Annotated in this window: 8 protein-coding genes; 2 read left to right on the plus strand and 6 right to left on the minus strand. The window is 46.5% G+C overall.

Annotation, left to right across the window (positions count from 1 at the left end):
• Positions 1-5: 5 nt before the first annotated feature.
• From IV71_RS00255 to glmS, 6 genes are all read right to left on the minus strand, one after another.
• Entirely contained in the window at positions 6-4319 is a 4314-nt protein-coding gene (locus IV71_RS00255) for a PolC-type DNA polymerase III (RefSeq protein ID WP_010692043.1), read from the minus strand.
• A gap of 54 nt (positions 4320-4373) precedes the next feature.
• Positions 4374-6089, minus strand: coding sequence for a proline--tRNA ligase (locus IV71_RS00260; protein ID WP_010692042.1), 1716 nt, complete (start codon positions 6087-6089; stop codon positions 4374-4376).
• A gap of 53 nt (positions 6090-6142) precedes the next feature.
• The gene (locus IV71_RS00265) at positions 6143-7399 is read right to left on the minus strand and encodes a M50 family metallopeptidase (protein ID WP_010692041.1); all 1257 of its coding nucleotides are present in this window, start codon (positions 7397-7399) and stop codon (positions 6143-6145) included.
• Positions 7400-7435: 36 nt separating this feature from the next.
• On the minus strand, positions 7436-8239 hold the full coding sequence (locus IV71_RS00270) for a phosphatidate cytidylyltransferase (protein WP_010692040.1): 804 nt from the start codon (positions 8237-8239) through the stop codon (positions 7436-7438).
• A 22-nt stretch (positions 8240-8261) separates the two neighbouring features.
• On the minus strand, positions 8262-9053 hold the full coding sequence (locus IV71_RS00275) for an isoprenyl transferase (protein WP_010692039.1): 792 nt from the start codon (positions 9051-9053) through the stop codon (positions 8262-8264).
• 135 nt (positions 9054-9188) lie between these two features.
• Positions 9189-10997 carry a glutamine--fructose-6-phosphate transaminase (isomerizing) gene (gene glmS, locus IV71_RS00280; RefSeq protein WP_010692038.1) on the minus strand — a complete coding sequence of 603 codons (1809 nt, stop codon included), beginning with the start codon at positions 10995-10997 and terminating at the stop codon, positions 9189-9191.
• A gap of 230 nt (positions 10998-11227) precedes the next feature.
• On the opposite strand from glmS, the gene ade reads away from it, so the two are divergent.
• Positions 11228-12886, plus strand: a complete 1659-nt coding sequence (ade, locus tag IV71_RS00285; protein WP_010692037.1) for an adenine deaminase — start codon at positions 11228-11230, stop codon at positions 12884-12886.
• A 9-nt stretch (positions 12887-12895) separates the two neighbouring features.
• On the plus strand, positions 12896-13399 hold the full coding sequence (locus IV71_RS00290; RefSeq protein ID WP_010692036.1) for a hypothetical protein: 504 nt from the start codon (positions 12896-12898) through the stop codon (positions 13397-13399).
• The last annotated feature ends 36 nt before the right edge of the window (positions 13400-13435 follow it).

Below are 13435 nucleotides of genomic sequence, written 5' to 3' on the forward strand. Positions count from 1 at the left end.
ACCGTTTAAAAGTCAAAGAGTGACAATTGGTTTTCATCTGGCAAATCTGAAATGACCGAGTGCAGCGTCAAGAAATCAATGATGGTTTGCGAGACTTTTCCCCGTTTCTTCAAATCTTCCTTTGAAATAAATGGCTTTTCAGCACGCGAGGCAACAATTTGGTTCGCCACGTTATCCCCCAAGCCCGGAATAACGGAAAACGGTGGAATGAGTTCATTGCCGTCAATCACCCATTCGGTTGCTTCTGAACGATTGAGGTCAACCATCTTAAAGGAAATACCACGTTCAAGTGCCTCATTCGCCATTTCGAGCACGGTCTGTAGGTCCTGGTCGCCCTTCGTTGCTTCGTTGCCCAGGTCTTTGATTTTGGCAATCGCTGCCTTAACCGCTTCCTTTCCACGGGCCATGGCAACCACATCAAAGGCGTTTGCACGAACCGTGAAGTAGGTTGCGTAGTAAATGGCTGGGAAGTAGACCTTAAAGTAGGCAATTCGCAAAGCCATTAAGACGTAGGCCGCCGCGTGGGCACGGGGGAACATGTATTTGATTTTGAGACAGGACTCAATATACCATTCTGGCACTTGATGATCACGCATTAACTTCTGGTATTCATCCGTAATGCCCTTTCCCTTACGAACCTTTTCCATGATGTTAAAGGCAGCATCGGCAGGCAAGCCCCAGTTAATCAAATCCGTCATGATTTTATCACGGGTTCCAATCACCGTGGCAATCGTCGCCGTACCGTTTTCAACCAAGTCATGGGCGTTGCCCAGCCACACGTCCGTACCGTGGGAAAGACCAGAAATCTGTAGCAGCTCCGAATAAGTATGGGGCTGCGTATCTTCCAACATGTTTCGGACAAAGCCGGTTCCAAACTCTGGCAGACCGAGCGTTCCGGTGTTGGAATATATTTGATCCGGTGTAACCCCTAGTGGTTCGGTTGATGTGAAAAGCGCCAGAACACCGGGATCATTTGCCGGGATTGTCGTTGGATCAATACCAGATAAATCCTTTAACGTACGAACCATCGTTGGATCATCATGACCCAGAATATCCATTTTCAAGAGGTTATCGTGAATCGAATGGTAATCCATGTGGGTCGTTTGCCAAAGTGCGTTCTGGTCATCAGCTGGGTACTGAACTGGCGTAAAGTCATAAATATCGTAATCGGCAGGAACAATCAGAATTCCCCCAGGGTGCTGTCCCGTTGTTCGCTTAACGCCAGTCACACCTTGTGCTAAGCGCTCTTCCTCCGCATTACGGTACTGTTTTTCATGATCACGCTCATAGGCCTTGACGTAACCAAAAGCGGTTTTTTCGGCAACCGTAGCAATGGTTCCAGCACGAAAGACTTTTTTAACCCCGAACATGACTTTCATGTAATCGTGAGCAATCGGTTGGTAATCACCCGAGAAATTCAAATCGATATCGGGCACCTTGTTTCCCGTGAAGCCCATGAAGGTTTCAAAGGGAATGTTGTGACCGTCTCCGATTAGTAGCTCACCTGGATGGTTCGGATCCTCTTTATCTGGCAAATCATAGCCGGATCCATACTTCTTAGGATCTGCCAATTCAAAATAGTCACCGTGCGCAGAGCGGTAGTGCGGTGGCAATGGATTAACCTCGGTAATCCCAGACATCGTGGCCACGAAGGAAGAACCAACCGATCCACGGGAACCAACCAAGTAGCCGTCCTTATTGGACTTCGCCACCAATCGTTGCGAAATCATGTAGTGTGGCGCAAATCCGTGTCCAATAATGGCCTTCAGCTCTTTGTCAATTCGTTCCTGAATGGGCTCTGGTATCGGATTACCATACATTTCCTTGGCCGCCGCCAACGTCTTTTCACGTAGCTCATCCCCGGCTTCTGGAATCTGTGGCGGATAGGAACCTTCTTTCAGAGGTTGAATGTCATCCAACTCATCAGCCACTACATGGGTATTGTCAATGACAACGGCTTTTGCTTTTTCCTCGCCCAAAAAGTCAAATTCCTCTAACAAGTCAGCGGTCGTTCGGAAGTGAACCTCTGGCAGCTTTTGTCGGTTCAGTGGATTACCTGGTTGAGAACCAATCAAAATATCACGGTAAATATGATCTTCTGGATTCGTGTACTTCACATCCCCAGTTACTACCACGGGTTTCCCTAATTCGTCACCAATTTTAACCATGTCGGCCAAAATCTTCTTCAGCTTATTCGGTCCTGCAATCAATCCACTATCCAGCATAGGCTGATAATTTGGCAAGGGCTGAATCTCAAGGTAGTCATAGAAAGCCGCCTTCTTTTTAGCAGGTTCATAACCCTTTTCAATCAATGTCACGATTAGGTCACCTGCGGTGTCTCCTGAACCAACGATGAGCCCTTCTCGAAACTTTTCCAAAACGGAGCGAGGAATTCTTGGGACTTTATTAAAGTAAGAGACGTTTGATTCCGAAACCAAACGATAAAGATTCTTCAGCCCAACTTGGTTCTGTACCAACAACGAGGCGTGGAATGGACGGCCATGCCGCCAAGCGCCACCATCCAGCATGTGGTCATTCAACTCATTCAAGTTCGTTACGTCGTGAGTCTTTTTAGCCTCTTTAATCAGCTTCCAACCTAAATGACCAGTTGTTTCGGCATCATAGATGGCTCGGTGAGCCTGTTCCAACTCAATTCCAAACTTCTTGGCTAAAGTCCCCAAACGGTAGGATTTATAATCGGGATATAACCAACGAGTGAAGGGCAAGGTATCAATAACTGGTTCTTTGATTGGCCCCTCTTGATACCTGGCATAGGTAGCGTTCATAAAATCGACATCAAAAGTCACATTGTGCCCAATCAATACCGATCCCTGAATCCACTCCCGGAAACGATCAATGACTGTTTGCTCTGGCTTGGCATTGGCCACCATCGCATCAGTAATTGAAGTCAGATTGGTCGTAAATTCAGATAATGGGAACCCAGGATTAATATACTCTGAAAACTTATCAATCACGTTACCCATTTGCATTTTCACGGCCGAAAGTTCGATAATTCGATCGGAAACAGCCGAAAGTCCCGTTGTTTCCAAATCGAAAGCCACGTAGGTCAATGACGAATCTTCTAAGACCTGATCGTTTGTGTTGTACGCAATGGGATCCCCATCTTCAACAACATTCGCTTCCATCCCATAAATGATCTTCAAATCATTTTTCTTACCAGCTGCAATCGCCTGTGGATAACCTTGGACGTTCCCGTTGTCCATCACTGCCAAGGATTCCTGTCCCCAGGACCTCGCCAACTTGGCCACTTGACCAAAGTCAGTCACTGCATCCATTCCCGTCATGTTGGTATGGGTGTGGAGTTCGATCCGTTTTTCGTCACCCTGATAACTATCCTGACGGTCCTGATGGTCAACGACTTGTAAGTCATAAATATTCAATACAAGCTCACGTGCATAAGTATCTTCTTGGACTTTCCCACGAACCTTAACCCAGCAACCAGCTTTAATTTGTTCAAAAACTGCTTCATCCTGTTCATTGTTTGAGAACTTTTTGGCCGAAATTGAAGAGGAATAATCGGTAATCTTCAAATTTAACAATTGCCGTTTTGAACGGAGCACCCGAACTTCATCAGCAAACACATAGCCCTCAATGAGCACATTTGCTTCTTCCCCGTCAATTTCAGCCAGGCGAGTAACTTCGGCATCAGGGTTGATTGCTCTTCCCAAACGAAGTGGAACCCCGTCAGCCGTTTTTTTAGGCGTCGCCTTTTCAGCCCGTTCGATGGCTTGGTTAATATTTTGGCGAACCTGTTGTTGGTGTGAATCAAAATGTTCCTGGAGCTTTTGTTGTTGATCTTCATCAACAACGACCGAAAACTGCAACCCAGACATGCCAAAATCAGCATAACTCTTCGATAAATCAGCCAGTGTTTGCTCTGTTAACGCTCCTGCCAAAGTCGGTGCGGCCGTTGCAATGACGACGTGCTGCTGATCTTTTAATTCAATTCGCGAAGCTGAGGCTAACTGCTGAACCAACGCGTATGACAGGCTCCCCTGTGTTAAGGCAAAGTGGAAGTAGGCCTGCACTTCTTCCTCAGTAGAGCCAGCTTCCCTTGGCTCGACGTTTAAGTAGACCGCCTTAACCTGTTTGAAGTTAGCGGCCAATCCCTGATAAAAAGCCAGATAAGCCGCAAAAGTCAGTACACGGTCCGTTTCTAGGATAAAGCGCCATGTCTTGGCTACCGGATCAACCACCACTGATGACAAGGAAGCATCGTTTAAAACCGCCTTCAGGTTATCAGGTAATTGAGCCTGTTCCATCAATTTTTCTAATTGTTCTCTTTGACTAAGCGCCATGATACCTTCCTCGATTAAAAGTCAAAAAGCCGACGAAGCGCCGACTTTTAAAGATTACTTTTGTAGCCATTCACCAAGGCGTTCAACCACGTCTGCCGCTGGCATTTCAAAGCTTTCGCCACTTTCACGGAGATTAACTTCGACGATTCCTTCGCTGGCTTTTTTACCAACCGTAATGCGAACTGGCAAACCAATCAAGTCAGCATCCGCAAACTTGACACCCGCGCGCTCCTTACGGTCATCAATCAAATCATCGTATCCAGCTGCTTGGACCTGCTTGTCCAAATCAGCAGCCAACGCCGCCTGGTCATCATCCTTCAAGTTAATTGGCACGATGTGAACATCATATGGTGCAATTGATGCTGGCCAGACCAAGCCCTTATCGTCGGCCTTCTGTTCCGAAACAGCAGCCAAAAGACGAGAAATCCCAATGCCGTAACTTCCCATGATAATATCAACGGAGCGACCGTTCTGATCAAGGACTTTGGCACCCAATGATTCTGAATACTTGGTTCCTAGCTTAAAGATATGACCAATCTCAATTCCCTTTGTAAAGGCTAATTTACCCTTTCCATCAACAGCCAGTTCACCTTCTTTAGCCGTGCGGAAATCGCCCACTTGTTCAGGCGTAAGTGCGACATCACGATCCCAGTTAATGTTGATGTAGTGTTTGCCGTCTTCATTAGCCCCCGCTGCGAAGTTAACCAAATCGGCCGCTCGTTCATCAACCAAAAGTCGAACATCATCTGGCAGGCCGATTGGTCCAAGTGAGCCGAAAGAGGCTCCGAGCTTTTCTTTTACCATTGCTTCGTCAGCCAGTTCAACTTCAGGCAAGCCCAAGAAGTTTTGCACCTTGACCAAGTTCACTTCGAAATCACCGGTCGTCACAACGGCCGCTAACTCACCTTCCGGTCCCTGAATGATAATGGTCTTGACCAGTTCGTCGGCAGGTTGGTTAAGCAATTGCGACAGTTCGTCAATTGTCTTCGCGTTTGGTGTATCAATCTTTTTCAGTTCTTGCTTTGGTTCAGCAGAACGGTCCACTCGTTCATAAAAGTCTTGTGCCATCTCCAAGTTAGCCGCATAATCCGAACCCTCTGAATAGACGATGGTATCCTCACCAGCTGCTGCCGGAGCAGAAAACTCCTTCGAGTCGGAACCACCCATGGCACCTGCATCCCCAACAATCACACGGTAGTCCAAGCCGACGCGATCAAAAATCCGACGGTAAGCGGCTTCCATTTGGTTAAAGATGCGATCAAGGCCTTCGTAGTCACTTGTAAAGGAATACGCATCCTTCATAATAAATTCACGTGTTCGCAACAAACCAAAACGTGGTCGTCCTTCGTCACGGAACTTCGATTGAATTTGGTAAACCAATAATGGCAATTTCTTATAGGATTTGATGTCGTTCCCAATCAATTCCGTAAACGTTTCTTCGTGCGTTGGTCCCAGGATAAAGTCGCGATCCTGACGATTCTTAAACTTGTACAAATCTTGGCCATATGTCGCATAACGACCTGAACGCTGCCAGAGTTCAGCAGGTAAAATTTCGGGAACCAGCATTTCATTGGCGTTCACGGCAGCCATTTCTTCTCGAACAATGCTTTCGACTTTGTTCAAGACACGCTTAGCCAATGGTAAGTAGGCAAAAGCCCCAGCAGATACGGGACGGATGTACCCTGCTTTTAGTAATAACTGATGCGACTTGACCTCGGCATCCGCTGGCACTTCTCGCAGAGTTGGCATAAAGAGCTGTGTTTGTTTCATAATTTCCTTCTTTCCTATGACTTAGTTATGTACGGGGAAGCCTCCCCTTCTAGTTAAAATTGCAGCAAATCCTTAGCAGTGACCAAAACCATTAAAATGAGTAAGGCGACTGTCCCAACCATCATGATCCCATTGGCAAGTGCTTTAGGGAACGGATGACGGAAAATCGTTTCATATAAGTCTAAGAAGACTTTACCGCCATCCAATGGTGGAATCGGTAGCAGGTTAATCAGACCGAGGTTTACTGACAAGAAACCGAGTAAGGCCAGTACAGTCAAGAATCCTTGATTGCTAGCCGTTGACGTTGCTTTGGCTAACATGACTGGACCGCCTAATTTATTGAGTGAGAAAGTGGATGTGAATAAATCAAGAATGCCACAACCTACTTGGGTAAACCAGGAGCCAGTCATGGTCAACCCATACTGAAGACGGTTAGTAAAACCAGTTTCTCCCTTCGCCACAACCCCAATTCGATAGGTCTTTTGACCAGAAACAGCAACTGCTTCTGGGGTTACCTTTACCGACTTGGTGACGCCGGATCGCTGGTAAGAAATGAACAGCGCACTTTGACCAGCTTTGTTTACTCGACTGGCAAAGTCGGTAAAGGTCTTTACCGAATGGCCATCAACCGAAAGGATTCGATCGTTTGCTTTTAAACCAGCTTCAGCCGCCGGTTGGTGAGCCACTACTTGGCCCAACACCGGCGTATTTGTTGAAACCTGACCTAGGGAAAAGGCCAAAACCATGGCGGCCAGCAAAGCAAGCACAAAATTCATCACTGGCCCAGCAAGGTTAATGGCCAGGCGTTTCAAGGCTGATGCCGACTCAATCCAACTTGCCCGTGGCGCAATCCGTGTTTCTTGACCGGAGTCATCAATTATTAGCGCGGTTGGGGCAACAAACAACGTTTCCATCACATTGCTGCCATTCCGGTAGCCGGTCAACACCAAACCATCAACCAAGTCTGCTTGATCGATTTGAAACAGAAAACCCGCTTCCTCCCGGTCAGCCTGACAATCGATGTTTACCACTAGACCATCAGGATCCTGTTCGAGGTAAACCTGTTGACCGGCCACTAATTTGGCGTGGTCTTCTTCCGAAGCCATTCGAACATAACCACCCACCGGTAGTAACCGAATGGTATAAGACGTGCTGTTTCGATACCAAGAGAATAGCTTGGGTCCCATTCCAATGGCAAATTCTCGAACGAGCACGCCCGTTTTCTTGGCCACAATAAAATGACCAAATTCGTGAAAGGAAACAAGCAAAGCAAAAACGACAATAAAAGCTAGTATGGCAGTCAACGACATGGTGCTTTCCCCTCCTTTACAAAAACTGGCGATGGCTTAATGAAGAAAGCCAAGAATTGACAGTAACGGCATCACAACCAACATCGAATCGAATCGATCAAGAATACCACCGTGTCCGGGTAAAATTTTGCCCGAATCCTTCACGCCAAAGTGCCGTTTGAAGGAAGACTCGATCAAATCCCCTAACTGACCCCCTAGTGATAGAAGAGCAACAGCCAAAATAATTTCAAGAATTGGTCGGTGCAACCAACCAGTCAAACCATAAATCGTTGACATCACAACAATCGCAATGAGCGATCCACCAACAGAACCTTCCCAAGTCTTATTAGGTGAGATGTTGGGGGCTAACTTGTGCTTTCCAAATGCTTTTCCACAGAAATAGGCAAAGGAATCCGTTATCCATACCGTTAACATTCCGAAGAAAAGCACGGCAAGCCCACGCTGATCCGCGAGGTAAAAGTAATGGAAACCAGTTCCAATATAGACCATCGAAAGGAAAAGCACGCCAGCATCGTTAATGTTAAAGGACTTTTTGGAAAGAACTGTCCGTAACAAAAACAAAAAGGCAATGGCGTAAACGACGGTATCCGAAGCAACCGTCATTGGCCAGTTATCCGAAACCCACAACCAAAAATGCTGTGGCAAAATCAACGCAACGACCCCGGTCAACGAAAGAATTGCCTCAAAAGATACCAAAAGTGTCTTTGTCATTCGGAGCATTTCCCCCATTGCGACCCAACCCAGCGCAATGGTGAGCAGTAGCAAGGGAATGTGTCCGATAATTACCAAGGGAACAAAAACCAAGAGGGCCACAATGGCCGTAATAATGCGCGTTTGCATTGCAAATTCTCACTTTCAAAATTTAAGCTTTTACTTTACCAAAACGACGATCACGCTTCGTATACGCTGCCAGTGCGGCTTTGAAATCACCTTCAGCAAAATCAGGCCACAAAACATCGGTAAAATAGAACTCTGAATAGGCCGCCTGGAAAGGCAAGAAGTTCGAAAGACGTTCTTCACCAGACGTGCGGATGATTAAGTCGGGATTGGCTAAGTCGCCAAGAAAGGCCGTTGTTAATTCAGAAGCCAGGGTATCCGCATCAATTTGTTCGATGGCTAGCTCGCCATCAAGCATCCGCTGACCAAGTTTCTTCGCTGCGTCAACGATTTCTTGTTGACCACCATAGTTCAAGGCAAAGTTCAAAATCAGGCCATCGTTTTTCGCGGTATCCGCCTTTGCATCGAGCACGGCCTGCCTTGTAGCAGCAGGCAAATGGTCAATATCCCCGATTGTCTCCACCCGAACATTTTGTTCAAGCAATTCAGGCACAAAGGTATCGAAAAAAGTCACTGGTAACTTCATTAAAAACTTCACTTCGTCTTCTGGACGAGACCAGTTCTCTGTCGAAAAGGCATAAACGGTTAACACTTTCACGCCGGCTTGATTGGCCAATTTTGTGACTCGTTTAACCGTTTCCATCCCTTCCTTGTGTCCAGCAACACGAGGCAGATGGCGTTTCTTCGCCCAGCGGCCGTTTCCGTCCATAATGATGGCCAGGTGCTTTGGGACTTTATATTCACTAGCATCCAAGTAAGATGGCTGGCCATTTTGTTCGGATTTTTTTGGTGTAAAAAGTCCAGAAAAGATCGACATAAAAGTCACTCCTATACATGAAAAAATACTCTTCATTAGTTTACCAGAATTAAAGAAGACAAACAAAAAAACCGGTGAATTTTCACCGGCTTTTATGCTGAACCTATTAAGAATAAAAAGTCCTCTACAACAAGCTTATTGCACCGTCACAGACTTTGCTAGGTTACGAGGACGATCAACGTCCGAACCACGGTCCAACGTAGCATAGTATGCAACTAGTTGGGCTGGAATAACGGCCAGAATAGGCATCAAAAGTTCGTTTACTTCTGGCAAAACAAAGGCATCCCCATCCTGTGCCAAGCTCTCGGATGCAAAGACAACGGTGTTGGCACCACGTGCAGCAACCTGTGCAACTTCACCACGAAGCAAACCAGCCGTCTTCTTTTGCGTCAGCAAAGCAAAGACTGGCGTTCCCTCTTCAATCAAAGAAATGGTTCCGTGCTTCAACTCCCCAGCGGCAAACCCTTCCGTTTGAACATAGGAAATTTCCTTCAACTTCAAAGCGGCTTCTAGCGCAACAGCGGCGTCCAAGCCACGACCGATGTAGAAGGCCGATTGCTGATCCTTCAATGCGCTTTCAGCAATCTTTTTGAAGCTTTCCTTTTCATCCGTAATCGCTTGGATTTCAACGGCAACTTTAGCAAGTTCGGCCTTCAGATCAAAGCCGGGATTACCAAGTGCTGCCGCCAAAATGGCTTGAACTAACACTTGAGCCGTATAAGCCTTCGTTGAAGCCACGGCGATTTCAGGGCCAGCTAAGACTGGCAGCGCAAAGTCAGCTTCGCGGGTCAAAGTAGAATTCATCACGTTGGCCAAAGTCAAGGCTGGATACCCTTGCTTCTTAACGTTATCCAATACCTCACGTGAGTCGGCCGTTTCGCCAGACTGCGATAGGAAGATGAAAAATGGCTTTTCAGACAACATTGGTTGGTCGTAAGCAAATTCAGAGGCAATGTGCACTTCCGTTGGAATTTTCGCCCACTGTTCGAAATAGCGCTTACCAATCAAACCGGCATGGTAAGAAGTTCCAGCTGCCACAATATAAAGACGGTCAGCCTCTTGAATCGTGTCCGTCACGGCGCAAGGAATCCCCTGTAAATTGCCGTCTTCATCAAAGTAGTGACCAGCAATCTTACGAGCAACCACAGCTTGTTCGTCGATTTCCTTCAGCATGTAGTAAGGATAAGCACCCTTGTCAGTATCTTCAGGATCAATCTCTAGGATAAATGGCTTTCGCTCAACTTGCTTGCCAGAGACATCATAAATTGTCACTGAATCGGGACGAACAAGGGCCATGTCTCCATCCCGCAACTCAATAAATTCCTTCGTCAAATCAACCATTGCAGCCGCATCCGACGTCACGGCGTTCCCGTGATCCGAAATACCAACCAGCAATGGTGACTTCTTTTTAGCCACGTATAAAGTCTCAGGATCTTGTTGATCCACAAGAAGAAAGCCGTAAGCGGAATTACCATCTAGCAATGAAATCATCTTCCGGAAAGCTTCAGCCGTGGTCAATCCGTCCTTTGAAAACTTATCTACTAATTGAACAGCCACTTCGGTATCCGTTTCGGATACCAAGTGAACACCCTGCAAATAAGTTTCCGTCAATTCTTTATAGTTTTCAATGACACCGTTGTGAACCAAGAAGAAACGGTTATCCTCAGATTTTTGAGGGTGCGCATTTTCAACCGTCACGTTACCGTGCGTGGCCCAACGAGTATGCGCAATTCCCGCCGTTGCCTGAAAGCCTTTGGTTTCAGCAATGGCTTTTTCAGCTAGCTTGGACACCCGGCCCTTTTCTTTGATCAAGGCATCCTGCCCAGAAGGATTAGCCAAGTAGACGCCGGCTGAATCATAGCCACGGTACTCTAACTTCTGTAATCCTTGCAAGAGGTAAGGTAGTGCATCCCCGACCCCAGTAACACCAACAATTCCACACATGGTTTGAATCTCACTTTCATATCAATTGGTTTAATTAATTTAAATTTATTACAGCCCTTATTCTATCAAGGTCACACGGGAAGTAAAAGGAAAATTTGCTGATTGGTATAGACATCAACACCCCATGGTAGCCAAAACAGCCAAAAGGCATAAAAATGAAATAAAAACCGAATAATGAAGGCAAAATATGCTAAAATAAATAAAATTTACCGATTAAAAAGGAGCATTTCATGTCAATCCCTGTCGATTATTGTCTACATTCCGGATACGTTTTAAACGTTTTTACTCAGGAGTTCGAAGAGAAGACCATTTGGATTAAAGAGGACCGCGTGGTTTTCGTCGGTCCCTCAGAACAATACGTTGCAAAAGATAAGATTGACTGTTCAGGACGCTACCTAGTACCGGGTCTCATCGATGCCCATCTCCATATTGAATCATCACTATTAACACCATCCGAATTTGGTCGACTTTCATTAAAGCAAGGCGTCACGCGCATTTTCGCCGATCCCCATGAAATTGCTTCCGTTGCTGGTGTTTCAGGCATCCAATACATGCTCGATTCAGCAAAGAAAACCCCGTTGCATATTCACTATATGCTACCGTCATCAGTACCTGCTACAAACTTCGAACACGCCGGTGCGACTTTGGATGCCGAAGCATTAAAACCCTTCTACCAACACCAGGAAGTGGCTGGTTTGGCTGAGGTGATGGATTATCCTGCGGTTGCAAATCATGACGAAGACATGCTCCAAAAAATCAGTGATGCGCAAAAGGCTGGGAAACACGTCGACGGTCACGGGGCTGGTCTTGGTCCTGCTGAATTAGCCGTTTACCGCGCCTATGGCATTGATACCGATCACGAAGCAACCTCGGTTGAAGAAGCGCTAGACCGTATTTCTGCTGGAATGAACATCTTCATTCGAGAAGGTACCGTGGAACGGGATGAAAGCGCACTCTTACCCGCCGTCAATGCAGCCAACCAAAACCACTTCTCCTTCGCAACAGATGACAAGTCCGCAAAAGACATTCAAGAGGAAGGGTCCATTAACTTTAACGTTGCCTTAGCCATCCAAGAAGGCTTGCAGCCAGAGTTAGCCTATACAATGGCTTCGTTGAATGCAGCCAAGGCACACCATCTCCAAAACGTTGGGGCCATTGCGCCCGGTTTTGTCGCCGATCTACTGATTCTAGATAATCCCGAACAGGTTTCAGTCGTCAAAACCATGGTGAGTGGTCAGTTCTTTGAGGACAAAAAAGAAGAGGTCCTTTGGCTCCCTGGGCAACAAATTAACCTTAGCTTTAGCGAAGGTGATTTATCATTACCATTAGATGCTAACAAGCCCGCCCACGTCATTGAAATTGAACCGCACCACATCACCACAAAACACAGCATCGAACAAGTGCCAGTTGATGAAAACGGCCAGTTTGCACCAAACGAAGAATTTGCCAAAATCGCAGTAGTCGAGCGTTACCACGACTTAGGTCATGGCGTTGGTATCATCAAAGGGCTGCACCTAAAACAAGGCGCCATTGCCTCAACAATTGCCCACGACTCCCATAACGTCATTGTAGCCGGCCAAAACGACCAAGACATGGCGCTCGCTGTTCAGACACTGAAGAAGGTTGGAGGCGGACAAGTGGTCGTTGACAACGGCCTCGTCACCATTCTGCCTCTGGCAATTGGTGGCTTAATGTCGGACAAATCCTATGAAGAGCTCATCTCAGAACAAAATCTTTTAAATACTGCCTTTTCAAAAATTTCGGATTTGGCTTTTGATCCCTTCTTGACGCTCTCATTCATGGCACTCCCTGTCATACCGAGTCTAAAAATAACCGATCAAGGTCTCTTCGATGTTGAGAAATTTGAATTTATTCATATTCAGGATTAGGAGACAAAAATGCAAGCAATTAATATTCCAGCAAATGAATTAATCAAAGTACTCGTTGGTCAAGACGTCAGCGTTGATCAAACTATCCAAGGCAGCTTTCTATTAGTCGCCGAAGAAAACCATGACGAGGGTCTACCTTCAGCAATGGCGGCAGCCGTAGCCGATATTGCCCTTGGTCATGTTCAACTGCAAAAACTTGTTCACCCCCTACGGGTCGCAGTCAATCAACCAATCTGGACACCCTACCAGTTTGATGAATCCTTTCTCACGGCTGAACCCCATAACTGGTTTGGTCCGGAAGCCATTGTTTTAGAAAAGCGATTTGAGGACTTTACTAAGTCCTACAAAGGGCCACGTGATGCCAACGGTCGCATTCCAAGCAACCAGGTTCCAGACGAAATCGCCAAGCCACTGCTCATTGAAGACGCTTACTGGGCCGCCTATGCCAACTTTGTGAACGACCCTAACGAGCAGTTCAAAAAGCAATTACGCCCAATTTTTTCAAATCAGTAATACTAAAAAACCTCCTTGCTATACAGCAAGGAGGCT

The sequence above is a fragment of the Fructobacillus fructosus KCTC 3544 genome (assembly GCF_001438695.1).
Taxonomy (GTDB): Bacteria; Bacillota; Bacilli; order Lactobacillales; family Lactobacillaceae; genus Fructobacillus; species Fructobacillus fructosus.

What these genes read in the sequence shown, in the direction of transcription:
- IV71_RS00255 (WP_010692043.1), bottom strand. Translation starts at nt 4,319, where the DNA reads ATGGCGCTTAGTCAAAGAGAACAATTAGAAAAATTGATGGAACAGGCT.
- IV71_RS00260 (WP_010692042.1), bottom strand. Translation starts at nt 6,089, where the DNA reads ATGAAACAAACACAGCTCTTTATGCCAACTCTGCGAGAAGTGCCAGCG.
- IV71_RS00265 (WP_010692041.1), bottom strand. Translation starts at nt 7,399, where the DNA reads ATGTCGTTGACTGCCATACTAGCTTTTATTGTCGTTTTTGCTTTGCTT.
- IV71_RS00270 (WP_010692040.1), bottom strand. Translation starts at nt 8,239, where the DNA reads ATGCAAACGCGCATTATTACGGCCATTGTGGCCCTCTTGGTTTTTGTT.
- IV71_RS00275 (WP_010692039.1), bottom strand. Translation starts at nt 9,053, where the DNA reads ATGTCGATCTTTTCTGGACTTTTTACACCAAAAAAATCCGAACAAAAT.
- glmS (WP_010692038.1), bottom strand. Translation starts at nt 10,997, where the DNA reads ATGTGTGGAATTGTTGGTGTTACTGGGGTCGGGGATGCACTACCTTAC.
- ade (WP_010692037.1), top strand. Translation starts at nt 11,228, where the DNA reads ATGTCAATCCCTGTCGATTATTGTCTACATTCCGGATACGTTTTAAAC.
- IV71_RS00290 (WP_010692036.1), top strand. Translation starts at nt 12,896, where the DNA reads ATGCAAGCAATTAATATTCCAGCAAATGAATTAATCAAAGTACTCGTT.